Origin of the sequence: Acinetobacter sp. TR3 (assembly GCF_027105055.1) — a bacterium.
Taxonomy (GTDB): Bacteria; Pseudomonadota; Gammaproteobacteria; order Pseudomonadales; family Moraxellaceae; genus Acinetobacter.
Genome location: NZ_CP114264.1, coordinates 265,374 through 281,349 on the forward strand (window position 1 = coordinate 265,374; position 15,976 = coordinate 281,349).

The 15,976-nt window shown below is 40.5% G+C and carries 11 protein-coding genes; 9 read left to right on the plus strand and 2 right to left on the minus strand.

Going from position 1 to position 15,976, the window contains the following annotated elements; all coding sequences use genetic code 11:
- Positions 1-66: 66 nt before the first annotated feature.
- The 4 genes from rplJ (at position 67) to rpoC (ending at position 9,751) form a co-directional block, all read left to right on the plus strand.
- Positions 67-573, plus strand: a complete 507-nt coding sequence (gene rplJ, locus O1449_RS01310) for a 50S ribosomal protein L10 (protein WP_004659354.1) — start codon at positions 67-69, stop codon at positions 571-573.
- 48 nt (positions 574-621) lie between these two features.
- Positions 622-987, plus strand: a complete 366-nt coding sequence (gene rplL / locus O1449_RS01315) for a 50S ribosomal protein L7/L12 (RefSeq protein ID WP_269238940.1) — start codon at positions 622-624, stop codon at positions 985-987.
- 309 nt (positions 988-1,296) lie between these two features.
- The gene (gene rpoB / locus O1449_RS01320) at positions 1,297-5,385 is read left to right on the plus strand and encodes a DNA-directed RNA polymerase subunit beta (protein ID WP_004659349.1); all 4,089 of its coding nucleotides are present in this window, start codon (positions 1,297-1,299) and stop codon (positions 5,383-5,385) included.
- Positions 5,386-5,557: 172 nt separating this feature from the next.
- Positions 5,558-9,751, plus strand: a complete 4,194-nt coding sequence (gene rpoC, locus O1449_RS01325) for a DNA-directed RNA polymerase subunit beta' (protein ID WP_269229017.1) — start codon at positions 5,558-5,560, stop codon at positions 9,749-9,751.
- A gap of 103 nt (positions 9,752-9,854) precedes the next feature.
- Here the strand turns inward: rpoC and O1449_RS01330 are convergent, their stop codons facing one another.
- A complete protein-coding gene (locus tag O1449_RS01330; RefSeq protein WP_269238941.1) occupies positions 9,855-10,706 on the minus strand; it encodes an alpha/beta hydrolase in 852 nt (283 codons plus the stop codon).
- A gap of 255 nt (positions 10,707-10,961) precedes the next feature.
- On the opposite strand from O1449_RS01330, the gene O1449_RS01335 reads away from it, so the two are divergent.
- Entirely contained in the window at positions 10,962-11,321 is a 360-nt protein-coding gene (locus O1449_RS01335) for a YMGG-like glycine zipper-containing protein (protein ID WP_004659341.1), read from the plus strand.
- A gap of 58 nt (positions 11,322-11,379) precedes the next feature.
- Here the strand turns inward: O1449_RS01335 and O1449_RS01340 are convergent, their stop codons facing one another.
- Complete coding sequence (locus O1449_RS01340) at positions 11,380-11,871, minus strand: DUF4442 domain-containing protein (RefSeq protein WP_269238942.1); 492 nt, start codon at positions 11,869-11,871, stop codon at positions 11,380-11,382.
- Between the two features lie 114 nt (positions 11,872-11,985).
- Here O1449_RS01340 and O1449_RS01345 point away from each other — a divergent pair, with 114 nt between their 5' ends.
- The 4 genes from O1449_RS01345 (at position 11,986) to O1449_RS01360 (ending at position 15,887) form a co-directional block, all read left to right on the plus strand.
- The gene (locus tag O1449_RS01345) at positions 11,986-12,861 is read left to right on the plus strand and encodes an alpha/beta fold hydrolase (protein ID WP_269238943.1); all 876 of its coding nucleotides are present in this window, start codon (positions 11,986-11,988) and stop codon (positions 12,859-12,861) included.
- 123 nt (positions 12,862-12,984) lie between these two features.
- Complete coding sequence (locus O1449_RS01350) at positions 12,985-14,406, plus strand: Na+/H+ antiporter family protein (RefSeq protein ID WP_269229014.1); 1,422 nt, start codon at positions 12,985-12,987, stop codon at positions 14,404-14,406.
- Between the two features lie 394 nt (positions 14,407-14,800).
- Positions 14,801-15,403: an OmpW/AlkL family protein gene (locus tag O1449_RS01355; protein ID WP_269229013.1), complete on the plus strand. Its 603-nt coding sequence runs from the start codon at positions 14,801-14,803 to the stop codon at positions 15,401-15,403.
- A 133-nt stretch (positions 15,404-15,536) separates the two neighbouring features.
- Complete coding sequence (locus O1449_RS01360) at positions 15,537-15,887, plus strand: lysozyme inhibitor LprI family protein (RefSeq protein ID WP_269238944.1); 351 nt, start codon at positions 15,537-15,539, stop codon at positions 15,885-15,887.
- Positions 15,888-15,976 lie beyond the last annotated feature (89 nt).

The following is a 15,976-nucleotide window of genomic DNA, read 5'->3' on the forward strand; positions in this document are numbered from 1 at the left end:
TCGAAAGACTTACGAATTGGGAGTGTACCTGTGTAGGTACATAAATCACCGTTAGGAGGTTTTACGATGGCTCTTCTTATCGAAGACAAAAAACAGATCGTTGCTGAAGTAACTGAAGTTGCTTCTACAGCGTTCGCTGCCGTTGTTGCTGACTACCAAGGTTTAACGGTTGAGCAATTAACTGCTCTTCGTGTTGAAGCTCGTAAACTAGGTGTTGCTACACGTGTTGTACGTAATACTTTAGCTAAACGTGCTCTTCAAGATACGCAATTCTCTATCTTGAATGACAATCTTGTTGGTCCAACAATCTTAGCATTCTCAACTTCTGAAGACGATATGGGTGCAGCTGCACGCTTGTTCGAAGAATTTGCTAAAACTAACAAAGCATTTGAATTAAAAGCTGCTGCATTTGACGGCAAACTTTATCAAGGTGAAGAAGTTAGTATTATTGCGAACCTTCCGAACCACGAAAAAGCGCTTACTATGCTTGCCTCTGTTCTTCAAGCTCCTATTTCGAAATTGGGTCGTTTACTTACAGCGCTCCAAGAGAAAAACGAGTCAGAAGCTGCTTAAGCTTAAATCTACTTTCACACCATTCAATATCCATTTGGAGTTATTCTCATGGCTTTAACAAACGAACAAATCTTAGACGCAGTTGCTGAATTAAAAGTTATCGAACTTGTTGACTTAATCAAAGCATTTGAAGAGCGTTTCAACGTATCTGCTGCTGCTGTAGCTGTAGCTGCTGGTCCTGCTGCTGCTGCTGTTGAAGAACAAACTGAATTCAACGTTGAGTTGACTTCTTTCGGTGCTAACAAAGTTGCTGTAATTAAAGCAGTTCGTGAAGCTACTGGCCTTGGTCTTAAAGAAGCTAAAGATCTTGTTGAAGGCGCTCCTGCAGTTCTTAAAGAAGGCGTTTCTAAAGAAGACGGCGAAGAACTTAAGAAGAAGCTTGAAGAAGCTGGTGCTACAGTTACACTTAAGTAATGCTGTAGGGAGTCGATTTTTTCAAAATCGGCTCCAAAAAATGGCTGATGGCTCTTGGGTCATCAGCCTTTTTGCGTTACAATAATCGGCTCGTTTTTTGATAGTTTTACGTTTATTGTGCGTATTATTTAAACAAAATTCATGAAATCAAACGCTTACCAATATTTTTTTGCTTATAAAAATATTGTTAAGCGTTTTAATACCACTAAAAATTGCAGCATTTGTAAACAGTGGTGGCCATATCGGCCTGCGTAATTCCTTCTAGACCCGTTCTGCAGGCGGGTTTAGTTTACTTTCCGAGGACTCCAGATGGCATACTCATATACCGAAAAGAAACGGATCCGTAAGAATTTTGGTAAATTGCCCCACGTAATGGAAGCACCGTACTTACTGTCGATTCAGGTCGATTCGTACCGTACATTCTTACAAGGCGGTAAAACTCCAAAAAATCGCGAAGATATCGGTCTCCAAGCCGCATTTCGTTCAGTTTTTCCTATTGAAAGTTATTCTGGCAATGCTGCTTTAGAATTTGTTGAGTATAGTCTTGGTAAGCCTGAGTTTGACGTACGTGAATGTATTTTACGTGGTTCAACTTATGCAGCACCAATGCGCGTAAAAATTCGTTTGATCATTAAAGATCGTGAAACGAAATCAATTAAAGACGTGCGTGAACAAGAAGTATACATGGGTGAAATGCCGCTCATGACTGATAACGGTACTTTCGTTATCAACGGTACTGAGCGTGTCATCGTATCTCAATTACACCGTTCACCAGGTGTATTCTTTGACCATGACAAGGGTAAAACCCACTCAAGTGGTAAAGTGTTGTATTCAGCACGTATTATTCCTTACCGTGGTTCATGGCTAGATTTTGAATTTGATGCTAAAGATTTAGTATTCGTACGTATTGACCGTCGTCGTAAGCTGCTTGCAACGGTGATTCTACGTGCCTTGAATTACAGCAATGAACAAATCTTGAATTTGTTCTATGAAAAAGTACCTGTATATCTTGATATGGGTAGCTATCAAATTGATCTTGTTCCAGATCGCTTACGTGGTGAAATGGCACAATTTGATATCTTAGACAATGATGGTAAAGCGATCGTTGAACAAGGTAAACGTATTAATGCACGTCACGTACGTCAAATGGAAGCTGCGAACTTAGCTAAGCTTTCTGTACCTGATGAATATTTATATGAGCGTATTACGGCTGAAGATATCACACTGAAAAGTGGTGATGTGATTCCTGCGAATACCGTTCTTAGCCATGACATCATGGTGAAGATCGCTGAAGGTGGTGTTAAACAGTTTAACATCCTGTTCACGAACGACATCGATCGTGGTCCTTTCGTTGCAGATACATTGCGTGCGGATACAACAACAGGTCGTGAAGAAGCACTTGTTGAAATCTATAAAGTAATGCGTCCAGGCGAGCCGCCAACGAAAGAAGCTGCTGAAAACTTATTCAACAACTTATTCTTCTCTTCTGAGCGTTATGACCTTTCTCCAGTAGGTCGTATGAAGTTCAACCGTCGTTTGGGTCGTCCTTACGAAGTGGGTACAGACCAGAAGTCACGTGAAGTTGAAGGTATTCTGTCACACGACGATATTATTGATGTATTACGTACATTAGTAGAAATTCGTAACGGTAAAGGTGAAGTCGACGATATCGATCACTTGGGTAACCGTCGTGTACGTTCTGTTGGTGAAATGACAGAAAACCAATTCCGTGTTGGTTTAGTTCGTGTTGAACGTGCTGTGAAAGAGCGTTTAAGCCAAGCAGAAACAGATAACTTGTCTCCGCAAGATTTAATCAACGCGAAACCAGTTGCTGCCGCAATCAAAGAATTCTTTGGTTCAAGCCAATTGTCTCAGTTCATGGACCAAAACAATCCATTGTCTGAAATTACACACAAACGTCGTGTATCTGCGCTTGGTCCTGGTGGTTTGACACGTGAACGCGCGGGCTTCGAAGTACGTGACGTACATCAAACTCACTATGGTCGTGTTTGTCCAATTGAAACGCCTGAAGGTCCAAACATTGGTTTGATCAACTCGCTTTCTGTCTATGCAAAAGCGAATGACTTCGGTTTCTTGGAAACACCATATCGTAAAGTTGTTGATGGTCGTGTGACTGATGAAGTTGAATACTTATCTGCAATTGAAGAAGTAGGGACTGTTATTGCACAGGCCGATTCTGCAGTGGATAAAGATGGTACTTTAACTGAAGAAATGGTTTCTGTACGTCATCAAGGTGACTTCGTTCGTATGTCGCCTGAGCGCGTAACGCATATGGACGTTTCTGCTCAACAGGTTGTATCTGTAGCAGCATCATTGATTCCATTCCTTGAACACGATGATGCGAACCGTGCATTGATGGGTTCAAACATGCAACGTCAGGCTGTTCCTACCTTGCGTGCTGACAAGCCGCTTGTTGGTACAGGTATGGAAGCAAACGTAGCACGTGACTCTGGTGTGTGTGTGATCGCTGACCGTGGTGGTGCGATTGAATATGTTGATGCATCTCGTATCGTTATTCGTGTCAACGAAGATGAAATGATCGCGGGTGAAGCGGGTGTAGATATCTATAACCTGATCAAATATACACGTTCAAACCAAAATACATGTATCAACCAAAACGTTATCGTAAACTTGGGTGACAAAGTTGCTCGTGGCGATATCTTGGCTGACGGTCCATCGACTGACATGGGTGAACTTGCGCTTGGTCAAAACATGCGCGTCGCGTTCATGACATGGAACGGTTATAACTACGAAGACTCGATCTTACTTTCTGAGCGTGTTCTTCAAGAAGACCGTTTAACGTCAATTCACATTCAAGAATTGTCATGTGTAGCACGTGATACTAAGTTAGGCGCAGAAGAAATTACTGCCGATATTCCTAACGTTGGTGAAGCTGCACTGTCTAAATTGGATGAGTCAGGTATTGTTTATATCGGTGCTGAAGTGACTGCAGGTGACATCCTTGTTGGTAAGGTAACACCTAAAGGTGAAACTCAGTTAACACCTGAAGAAAAATTACTTCGCGCAATCTTTGGTGAAAAAGCGGCTGACGTAAAAGACTCGTCTTTACGTGTTCCGTCTGGTACCAAAGGTACGGTGATTGACGTTCAAGTCTTCACACGTGATGGTTTAGAAAAAGATGAACGTGCTCAAGCAATTGAGAAAGCTCAGCTTGACGCATACCGTAAAGACTTGAAAGAAGAATACAAAATCTTCGAAGAAGCAGCACGTGAACGTATTGTTCGTTTGTTGAAAGGTCAAGAATCTAACGGTGGTGGTTCAACTAAACGCGGTGATAAACTTTCTGAAGACGTATTGTCTGGTTTAGAGCTTGTTGATTTACTTGAAATCCAGCCAAATGATGAAGCAATTGCTGAGCGTTTAACTCAAATTCAAGTGTTCTTGAAAGAGAAGAGTTACGAGATTGACGAGAAGTTTGCTGAGAAGAAGCGTAAACTTTCTACAGGTGATGAGTTAACAACTGGCGTATTGAAAGTTGTTAAGGTTTACCTTGCAGTTAAACGTCGTATCCAGCCTGGTGATAAGATGGCGGGTCGTCACGGTAACAAGGGTGTTGTATCAAACATCTTGCCAGTTGAAGACATGCCACATGATGCCAATGGTGTACCAGTCGACATCGTATTGAACCCACTAGGTGTACCGTCACGTATGAACGTGGGTCAGATTCTTGAGACTCACTTGGGTATGGCGGCGAAAGGTCTTGGCGATAAGATCGAAAAAATGTTGAAAGAACAACGTACAGTGATTGAACTGCGTGAATTCTTAGACAAGATTTATAACAAGGTTGGTGGTGAGCAGGAAGAGCTTGATAGCTTGACTGACGCAGAAATCTTGGCGCTTTCAGGTAACTTGCGTGCTGGTGTTCCATTAGCAACTCCAGTATTTGATGGTGCTGAAGAAAGCCAGATCAAAGACTTACTTGAATTGGCAGACATTTCTCGTACAGGTCAAACAGTATTGTTTGATGGTCGTACAGGTGAACAGTTTGACCGTCCTGTAACTGTAGGTTACATGTACATGCTCAAATTGAACCACTTGGTTGATGACAAGATGCATGCGCGTTCAACGGGTTCTTACTCACTTGTGACTCAACAGCCGCTTGGTGGTAAAGCACAATTCGGTGGTCAGCGTTTCGGTGAGATGGAAGTATGGGCACTTGAAGCATACGGTGCTGCATATACGCTCCAAGAAATGCTTACAGTGAAGTCGGATGACGTCGAAGGTCGTACACGCATCTATAAGAATATTGTAGATGGAAACCATTATATGGATCCGGGTATGCCTGAATCGTTCAACGTATTGACCAAAGAGATCCGTTCTTTAGGTATCAACATTGAACTGAAAAATGGTGACTAATTAGTTCCATTTAATCCCCCCAATCCCCTTTGAGAAAGGGGGAGCTCCCACTTTAAAAGAGTAGGAGCTTCCCTCCTTAGAAAAAGGAGGGATTGAGGGAGGATTGTTCAGTAAAAACAATATTTGTGACCCAGTCGGGTGAGCGTAGCTCCTCGACACACGGAGAAAAAAATTGAAAGACTTGCTCGATATCATGCGTAAGAAAACGGATTCAGAAGGTCATGCACCTGTTGAATTTGACCGTATCCGTATTGGTCTTGCGTCACCAGAGATGATTAAGTCATGGTCTCACGGTGAAGTTAAAAAGCCTGAAACCATTAACTACCGTACTTTTAAACCTGAACGTGACGGTTTGTTCTGTGCCAAAATTTTTGGTCCAGTAAAAGATTATGAATGCTTGTGTGGTAAATACAAGCGTATGAAATATAAAGGCGTCATTTGTGAAAAATGTGGCGTTGAAGTAACAACTGCAAAAGTTCGTCGTGAGCGTATGGGTCATATTGACCTTGCTTCTCCAGTTGCACACATCTGGTTCTTGAAATCATTACCGAGCCGTATCGGTTTACTACTTGATATGACATTACGTGATATCGAGCGAGTATTGTATTTCGAATCTTATGTTGTTACTGATCCTGGTATGACTCCGTTTGAAAAGTATCAACTTTTAACAGACGAAGAATACTACAATGCACTTGAAGAACACGGTGATGAATTCACTGCGAAAATGGGTGCAGAAGCAGTTCAGGATTTATTAAAAGATATCGATCTTGAAGCTGAGATTGCGCGTTTACGTGAAGAAATTCCACAAACAACGTCTGAGACGAAACTTAAAAAAGCGTCTAAACGTTTGAAATTGATGGAAGCATTCAAAGACTCGAACAATAAGCCTGAATGGATGGTGATGAACGTACTGCCAGTACTTCCACCAGACTTACGTCCGCTTGTACCACTTGAAGGTGGTCGTTTCGCGACTTCAGACTTGAACGATTTATATCGTCGTGTGATTAACCGTAACAACCGTTTGAAGCGTCTTCTTGACCTTGCTGCGCCAGACATCATCGTACGTAACGAAAAACGTATGTTACAAGAGTCTGTTGATGCGTTGCTTGATAACGGTCGTCGTGGTCGTGCGATTACAGGTTCGAACAAACGTCCATTGAAATCTTTGGCAGATATGATCAAAGGTAAACAAGGTCGTTTCCGTCAAAACTTACTTGGTAAGCGTGTTGACTATTCTGGTCGTTCGGTAATTACCGTAGGTCCTACTTTACGTCTTCACCAATGTGGTCTTCCGAAGAAGATGGCACTTGAACTCTTCAAGCCATTTATTTTCGCGAAACTACAAGCATCTGGCCAGGCAACAACCATTAAAGCTGCGAAGAAAATGGTTGAGCGTGAAACCCCAGAAGTTTGGGACGTTCTTGCTTCTGTAATTCGTCAACATCCAGTCATGTTGAACCGTGCACCAACACTTCACCGTTTAGGTCTTCAAGCATTTGAACCTATTCTGATTGAAGGTAAAGCGATCCGTCTTCACCCACTCGTATGTGCTGCGTTTAACGCCGACTTCGATGGTGACCAAATGGCGGTACACGTTCCATTGACACTTGAAGCACAGTTAGAAGCGCGTGCGTTGATGATGTCAACCAACAACATCTTGTCACCTGCAAACGGTGAGCCAATCATCGTTCCTTCTCAGGACGTTGTCTTGGGTCTTTACTACATCACACGTGATGCGGTAAATGCCAAAGGTGAAGGCATGGTGTTTGCGGATACACACGAAGTTAACCGTGCGTTGGCAACGGGTAAAGTTGCGATCCATGCGCGTGTAAAAGTACGTGTACACCAAACTGTTATTGATGAAAACGGTAACCATGAAAAGCAAACCATCATTGTTGATACAACACCAGGTCGTTGCTTGTTATGGGAAGTTGTTCCACAAGGTTTAAGCTTTGAATCGATCAACCTTGAGATGACCAAGAAAAACATCTCGAAGTTAATCAACTCTTGCTACCGTAAACTTGGTTTGAAAGATACCGTTATCTTCGCTGACCAATTGATGTATTTGGGCTTCCGTCAAGCGACGCGTTCAGGTGTATCAGTCGGTATGGAAGATATGTTGATTCCACCAAATAAGCACACCATTATCGACAAAGCTGAAACTGAAGTTCGTGAAATCGAACAACAGTTTGAACAAGGCTTCGTTACTGCGGGTGAGCGCTATAACAAAGTGGTCGATATTTGGGCTCGTACCAATGACCAAGTTGCGAAAGCGATGATGGACAACTTGTCTTATACCCTTGTGAAAAACAAACAAGGTGAAGACGAGAAACAGAAGTCATTCAACTCAATTTATATGATGTCTGACTCGGGTGCCCGTGGTAGTGCAGCGCAGATTCGTCAGCTTGCTGGTATGCGTGGTTTGATGGCGAAGCCAGATGGCTCGATCATTGAGACCCCAATTAAAGCAAACTTCCGTGAAGGTTTGACAGTACTTCAGTACTTCATCTCAACACACGGTGCGCGTAAAGGTTTGGCCGATACCGCATTGAAAACTGCGAACTCTGGTTACTTGACTCGTCGTCTTGTAGACGTAGCACAAGATTTAGTTATTACTGAATCTGATTGTGGTACAGCGGGTGGCTTAGTGATGACACCATTCATTCAAGGTGGTGACGTGATCGAGCCATTACGCGATCGCGTATTGGGTCGTGTAACTGCTGAAGATGTACGTCGTGCATCTGATGATGAAGTTGTACTTCCACGTGGTACGTTAATTGACGAGAAAATTGCTGCTGAGCTTGAAGAAGCGGGTGTCGATGAAGTTAAAGTACGTTCAGTAATTGCATGTGAATCGACATTCGGTGTATGTGCGCGTTGTTATGGTCGTGACCTTGCACGTGGTCACTTGGTGAACCCAGGTGAATCAGTGGGTGTAATGGCTGCACAATCAATTGGTGAGCCAGGTACACAGTTAACGATGCGTACCTTCCACGTGGGTGGTGCTGCAAGCCGAACTTCTGCTGCAAACAGTGTTCAAGTACGTAACAAAGGTACTGTACGTTTCCATAACGTGAAAACTGTACAACATGCCAAAGGTCACTTAGTGTCAGTTTCACGTTCAGGTGAAATCGGTATTGCGGATGATTTAGGTCGTGAGCGTGAGCGCTATAAACTTCCTTACGGTGCAAGCATCTTGTTGAAAGATGGTGAAGCTGTAGAAGCTGGCGGTATCGTGGCGACTTGGGATCCACATACACATCCACTTGTTACCGAAGTTGCTGGTAAAGCGCGTTTCAGCCAGATCGCTGATGGCGTAACTGCAACCTCTAAAACTGATGATGCAACAGGTATGACTACTGTTGAAATCTTGCCTGTAACAGCTCGTCCTGCTTCTGGTAAAGATTTACGTCCTGCAATTGTGTTGGATACAACAGATGGTGGCGAACAATTCTACTTCTTACCACAAAATACGATCGTAACCGTTCGTGATGGCGCAACGATTGGTGTCGGTGATGTACTTGGTCGTGTACCACAAGAAACTTCACGTACCCGTGATATTACCGGTGGTCTTCCACGCGTAGCTGACTTATTTGAAGCACGTAAACCGAAAGAACACGCGATTCTTGCAGAAGTATCAGGTGTTGTAAGCTTTGGTAAAGAGACTAAAGGTAAGAACCGCTTAGTGATTAGCCCTGATGATGGTTCTGAGATCTACGAAGAATTGATTCCAAAATGGCGTACCATTAACGTGTTCGAAGGTGAACATGTGAACCGTGGTGAAACCATTTCTGATGGTCCACAAAACCCACATGACATCTTGCGTTTGAAAGGTGAAGTAGCATTAACTAACTACATCGTGAACGAAGTTCAAGACGTTTACCGTCTCCAAGGTGTAAAAATCAACGATAAGCACATTGAAGTTGTTGTACGTCAAATGTTGCGTAAAGTTGATATCACTGATGGCGGTGATACAAGCTTCATCAAAGGCGAGCAAGTGGATTACATCCGCGTTGTTCAAGAGAACCAAGCTGTCTTGGCTCAGAACAAGTTCCCAGCGAAGTTTGAACGTCAATTGATGGGTATCACCAAAGCGTCGCTTTCTACTGACTCATTCATCTCTGCTGCATCGTTCCAGGAAACAACACGCGTGTTAACTGAAGCTGCTGTAACAGGTAAAGAAGATGATTTACGCGGCTTGAAAGAAAACGTTGTTGTAGGTCGTCTGATCCCAGCAGGTACGGGTCTTGCGTATCATTTAGAACGTCGTCGTCAAGAATCTGAAGCTGCTGAATTTGAACTTCACAATGATTTCAGTGAAGTTGATCAAGCATTTAGTCAAGCATTAAACTCAGATCAGTTCTAAGTCTTAACGAATTAAAAAAGGCACCTTAGGGTGCCTTTTTTATGTTTGAAAATAGCAAAATGATTGTATTTAGAAAACGAAACTAAGTTTTCATAGGTATAAATTAGTGGGATTCTATAAAGTGATTCACTTGTTGTGTATATTTATTATCTTCTCCCAAAGATCTATTTATTTCACGATGTGAAAGTGGGAGTGATAATAATTGTGCGGATGTCCCAAGTTTTTGTACTTGCTGAATAAATTGTTGAGCCTGTATACAGGGTTGATCAGGGCGAGTGGTTGAGCAAACAGCGAGAAATGCAGGTAAACTTTGATGTAGTTGTAAGATCGGAGATAGGGCTTTCCAGTTCTCAGGTTGTTGACCAAAGGCTCGATCATAAAATCGAGCATGCCGATTTTGCATGATCTTTTCGATATCGTAAGCAGCACTATCTAAGGCAATGGTTGCTCGCCAAGGTTGCGGTTGTGGAGTTAACCACGAGGGCCGTACAGTAACCAAGCTAACTAAATGTGCACCAGCAGAATGTCCTACCAAAATAAGCCGTTTTGAGTTTGCATGCCAATCATTTGCATGTTTTTGAATATAGAGTAAAGCGTTTGATATATCTTGAGTCTGTTGCTGTACGGTTGCATTTGGAACTAATCGGTAATTAACGGAGATCAAAAGCCACCCTTGTTTACACCAATAATCGACTTTATTTTTCACTACAGCAGCATTATTTTTATCACCGATACTCCAAGCACCACCATGCACCATAACGATGATTGGAGCTAGATTATTATCGGTGTGTGGTTTAGATGGGAAATAGATATCCATCATTTGTTGGGAATCATGACCGTAAGCAATATTTTTAAGTGATTCTACTTTTGCTAATGTTTGGAACTTGAAAAAATTTGCCTGAGTTGCTGAATTCAAACTCATCAAGATCAACATGGATAGCATAAATCTTGTCATTTTTTCGCCCCTGTTAAATTGTATTTCTACATTGAGTCACACATTTTGTTTTCATGCTGATTAGATTGGAACTTTGACTTCGTTTTTAATAACCTAATTCAATCAACAGTGTAGTACTGTATTGATCAAATATTCTTCCATTTAGTTTATTTTATTACAAAAAGAAAAGAATGCACTTAGAGCAATTACATAATCTGATTATTTTCTAACAAAAATCAGATTATGCTTAGACTATAAAATTGAGGAGTTTTGGATATGAAAAAAACAATTGGTTTAATTTCAACATTAGTATTATCTACTTTAATGTTTACAGGCTGCCAAAACATGAGCGCATCTGATCAGCGTATTGGTGCAGCAGCATTGGGTGGTGCAGTTGGTGGTGGTGTTGGTAATCATGTAGGTGGTGGCTTAGGAGCGGGTGTAGGTGCAGCAGCAGGTGCTGGTGTAGGTGCAAATGCCAAGGGTGGTAGTAGTAATTCAACCACAAGTAGTGCAATTGGTGCAGGTATTGGTTCTGTAATTGGTAAGTCTATTTTTGGTGGCGATACTGGTGCAGCGATTGGTGGTGCAATCGGTGGTGGCGCAGGAGCTGCAATCCAAGAAAAGAAAAAGTAATATGAATTAAAGTTTTAATAAATGCCTGCTATGATTTGCAGGCATTTTATATTTAGGTTCATCCCAAAGAACTTGCTTTGGGCTTCTTCCGGCGTATATATAAAATTTTTTCAACCTCTGCAATTCGTGTTCCTGCATCATCTAAAATATTGAGCGTGTAATGACGTAAAACAGGTTCATAATTTTCTGATAATCGTTTGATTTCATCAATTTCATTTTTACTCAGTTTAATGTCGGCAACGACCTCACTACGACCAGGTGACAGGAAATTAATAGAAGCACTTTTATCCCAAACAATATATTTATGCCCTAAATGATGCATGAGAATCAGCATATAAAAGGGATCAACCATCGAATATAAACTGCCCCCAAAATGTGTCCCGACAATATTACGATTTTTTCTAGTCAGTGGCATTTTGACACGAATGAAGTAACGATCAAGATCAAATGTTTCGATTGCAATGCCTGCACCACGGTAAGGGGAGTAATGATTCAGCATAAATTTAGAAATCGCTGGAATGGTTCGAATTTTTTTTAAAAAATCTTTCATGGTCAATTTTTTTTCTTGCAACTCTATTCATACTCCATAAGTATCATTTTTAGTGCATCGCTGGCAATGGCTGTTTTATAACCAAGCCGATAGAAAACAAAATGGGAAAGAATTATGCAAGCACAAGTAAAAACAGTAACCACTTCTGACCAACAAAGCCTCTGTGTCAAAACATGGGGTGATGAAAAGAAAACACCATTAGTGTTAGTACATGGATATCCAGATAATCAGGAAGTATGGGAGCCGATTATTGAGCAATTGGTTGATGACTATTATGTCGTTACTTACGATGTTCGTGGTGCAGGTTTGTCATCAATTCCAAAGCGTATTAAAGACTATCGATTACCGCGTTTATCTTTGGATTTGCAAGAAGTCGTTGATGAAGTGTTACCCAACCGCAATTTCCATATGGCAGCGCATGACTGGGGTTCTTTACAGTCTTGGGAATCAGCAACTGAACCTAAGTTAAAAGGCCGTTTACTATCTTATACAACAATCTCAGGTCCTTGCTTGGATCATGCTTCTTTATATTTGCGTGAAAAGTTTAAATCTGCACCAAGTAATGTACTGAAAATGCTGACTAAATCTTGGTATATTGGTGCTTTCCATTTGCCATTAGTTGCTCCAACCGTATGGACTTTCTTTAGTCCAGAAAAGTGGGGGAAGATTTTAAGTGGCTTAGAGAAAAAACAAAACTTGCCATTAAATGCAAATATTGTGTCAGATGGTAAATACGGTATTAATCTGTATCGTGCTAACTTTATTCCTTCACTGACTCAACCACGCCAACGCTATGCTCAATGTCCTGTACAGGCAATTGTATTAAAACGCGATGCATTTGTTAGCCCAGAGTACATTACAGAATCGATGCCAAAATGGGTTGAAAACTTTGAATATGTTGAACTTGATGCCAATCACTGGGCGGTTCTAAGTCAGCCAACCAAAATTGCTGAACTAATCCGTCATTTTGTAAAACGCCAGACTGTTTAAGGCTTTAGCGGATTAATCAAAATAAAAATCACTTAAAACAGATTGCAATTTGGCGACATTTTCAGCTTCTATACAATGAATCTGCTAGAATGTCGCCTTTCTTTTTGCTCCTAAATTTTGTCCATGAATGCTGTCGTAATTGCGATTGCCGTGATGTTTATTTTATCACTGGCACGCGTTTCTGTTGTTCTCACTTTGGTCATATCAGCCATTATTGGTGGTTTGGTTGCTGGACTGAGCCTTTCTCAAACTGTAGAAGCTTTTAATGCAGGATTGGGAGATGGTGCTGAAGTTGCTTTGGCTTATGCTGTTCTAGGTGCTTTTGCCTTAGCATTATCTAAATCTGGTTTACCAGATTTACTTGCACATAAATTGATTGGTTTATTAGGAATGGAAGCCAGTAAAAATCAAGAAAAAAAAGTGAAATATCTTTTATTAACGATTTTACTCATCGCTGCAATTTTTTCTCAAAATCTAATCCCAGTTCATATCGCTTTTATTCCTGTATTGGTTCCGCCATTGTTAAAAGTGATGAATCACCTCAAGCTTGATCGACGTGCGGCAGCATGTGTACTGACGTTGGGTTTAGTTGGAACATATATATTCTTACCTGTGGGCTTTGGTGCCATTTTCCTTGAACAAATTTTGATGGGAAATATCAATAAGATTGGGGCTGCATATGGTTTGCATGTAGAACGTGGCATGATGCCTATGGGCATGGCGATACCTGTTTTGGGTATGGTTTTAGGTACTTTAGTCGCTGTGTTTATTAGTTATCGTAAGCCGCGTGAATATGTTGATCGATCAATTTCACCTGTTACAAGCATTGATTTGGATAAACCACTACGAGCAACAACACAAGCTGAATATGACCTCAAGGTGGATGCTGAAGAGTTGAAGCATGAAGCTGAAAATGTACCTTATATTTCCAAAAAAACCATGCTCATGGCTTTACTTGCAATCGGTTTAACTTTAGTCGCACAGTTGTATTCAGGTTCGATGATTTTAGGTGGTCTTGTTGGTTTTGCTGTGTTATCCGCTTCTGGCATCTTTAAATGGCAAGAAGCCGATGATGTGTTTGTGCAAGGGATGCGGATGATGGCCTTAGTTGGTTTTATCATGATTTCTGCGGCAGGTTTTGCTTCAGTCATGACGCATACAGGCGACATTGCTCATCTAGTGAATGGAGTTGTACATATTATTGGTGATAATCATGCTTTAGCTGCGTTCTTGATGCTATTTATTGGCCTGTTTGTCACGATCGGTATTGGTTCATCTTTCTCAAGTGTGCCTGTGTTGGCAGTGATTTATGTGCCACTCTGCGTACAATTTGGATTCTCACCTTTAGCAACAATTGCATTGATTGGCACTGCTGCTGCATTAGGTGATGCAGGTTCGCCTGCTTCAGATTCAACATTAGGACCTACAGCAGGACTAGGTGTAGATGGTCAACATGATCACATTTGGGATACTGTAGTGCCAACATTTATACATTTTAATATCCCGCTACTTATTTTTGGCTGGATCGCAGCAATGGTTTTATAATAAAAAGGCTCAATATGAGCCTTTTTTGTTGAGTATAAAAAATATCAAGAAGTGACATTTTTTGTCTGTTTTTTAATCTAATTTTATAATATATTCTAAATAGAAATTTATATGTAATTTAATTTTTAAATTAATCTTAATTTTATTTTTTCAAAAACTTCAGCTAAATTTTAAACAATAAATCTTGATAAAAATACTAGGTTTTATAATGATTTAAGTTGATTGAATTGGTCTGAATTATTTTATATTACATATTTTAACAAATATATTTTTTTATTATTCAATATATTACAAAATCAATCAAAAAGGTTGGAATTAATATGTATTGCATAATGTAAAAACACGTGTTTATTATGTTGAACAAGAACATAATTTTTTAAAAGAGGTTGTTTAAATGCTAAAAAATGTATTAGTTGTTGCATTATTGGGGTTATCATCAACTGCGTTTGCAGGTGGTTTTCAGGTTAAGGTCGGTGGTAGTGTTATTGCGCCAACAGATGAAACAAAAATTGCGGGTGTAGGTACCTTAAAAGGTGACAATGAGTTTGCTTTTACACCTTCAGTAGAATATTTCTTTGGTGATACGCCATTTTCAGCAGAGCTATTACTTGCAACACCTATTGCACATGATGTTTTGCTAAATGGTGAGAAAGTAGCGAAAATTAAGCATTTACCACCAACAATAACATTCAAATATAATTTGAAGAATTCAACAGGTTTTACACCTTATATCGGTGTTGGTGGCTCAGCATTTCTTGCTTGGGATGAACAAACAACAGGTGGATTGACTGGTAAAGATTTATCAGTCAAAGAAGATTTTGGTTTTGCAGGTCAAATTGGTTTTAATTTTAAACCTGCTGATGCAAAGAACTGGGGTGTTTTCTTTGACGCGCGTTACGCACAATTAAGCCCAGAAGTTAAAATTAATGGAACTAAGCTGACGGATTTAGATATTAATCCTATGGTCTATACCTTGGGTTATAGCTATAAGTTCTAAGGCGATTTAGATTTAAAGAAACCTCACAAATCGTGAGGTTTTTTATTTTGCAATCGTAATATAAAACAGATACAAGCCTGAAACAGAGCGTGCGGTAAGCTAAGAACTAGTTTTTAATAAGTTGTGATCGGTGATGAAAAAATTATTAAGCTCAGCATTATTTCTTATGCCATTACTCATTTTATCTCAAACCCATGCCGCTAGTTTCCCATGCAAAGCTGCAAAATTAAAATCGGAACAACAGATTTGTAACGATCTTGGTTTAAATGATGCAGATGTAAAACTGGCAACAACTTACCAGATTATTTTGCACGCACTCCCTATGGGAGGACGTGATGCAGAAAAAGATAAGCAATTCCAATGGTTGAAACAGCGTAATTCATGTGCAGCAAATACTCCCTGTCTTCGTCGTGCTTATGCGCAAAGACAACAGCGATTGGATCAACTTCTACAAACACGTATATTGAGCCAAGGACCATTCTAATTGTTCTTTTGTGCATTTTTTAACTGAAAAAATAAAACACAAGGATTGAAATATTCAAGATATGCACCATTCATAAATCATTCCAAATA

What these genes read in the sequence shown, in the direction of transcription:
- O1449_RS01345 (WP_269238943.1), top strand. Translation starts at nt 11,986, where the DNA reads ATGCAAGCACAAGTAAAAACAGTAACCACTTCTGACCAACAAAGCCTC.
- O1449_RS01340 (WP_269238942.1), bottom strand. Translation starts at nt 11,871, where the DNA reads ATGAAAGATTTTTTAAAAAAAATTCGAACCATTCCAGCGATTTCTAAA.
- rplJ (WP_004659354.1), top strand. Translation starts at nt 67, where the DNA reads ATGGCTCTTCTTATCGAAGACAAAAAACAGATCGTTGCTGAAGTAACT.
- O1449_RS01335 (WP_004659341.1), top strand. Translation starts at nt 10,962, where the DNA reads ATGAAAAAAACAATTGGTTTAATTTCAACATTAGTATTATCTACTTTA.
- rpoB (WP_004659349.1), top strand. Translation starts at nt 1,297, where the DNA reads ATGGCATACTCATATACCGAAAAGAAACGGATCCGTAAGAATTTTGGT.
- O1449_RS01330 (WP_269238941.1), bottom strand. Translation starts at nt 10,706, where the DNA reads ATGACAAGATTTATGCTATCCATGTTGATCTTGATGAGTTTGAATTCA.
- O1449_RS01350 (WP_269229014.1), top strand. Translation starts at nt 12,985, where the DNA reads ATGAATGCTGTCGTAATTGCGATTGCCGTGATGTTTATTTTATCACTG.
- O1449_RS01355 (WP_269229013.1), top strand. Translation starts at nt 14,801, where the DNA reads ATGCTAAAAAATGTATTAGTTGTTGCATTATTGGGGTTATCATCAACT.
- O1449_RS01360 (WP_269238944.1), top strand. Translation starts at nt 15,537, where the DNA reads ATGAAAAAATTATTAAGCTCAGCATTATTTCTTATGCCATTACTCATT.
- rplL (WP_269238940.1), top strand. Translation starts at nt 622, where the DNA reads ATGGCTTTAACAAACGAACAAATCTTAGACGCAGTTGCTGAATTAAAA.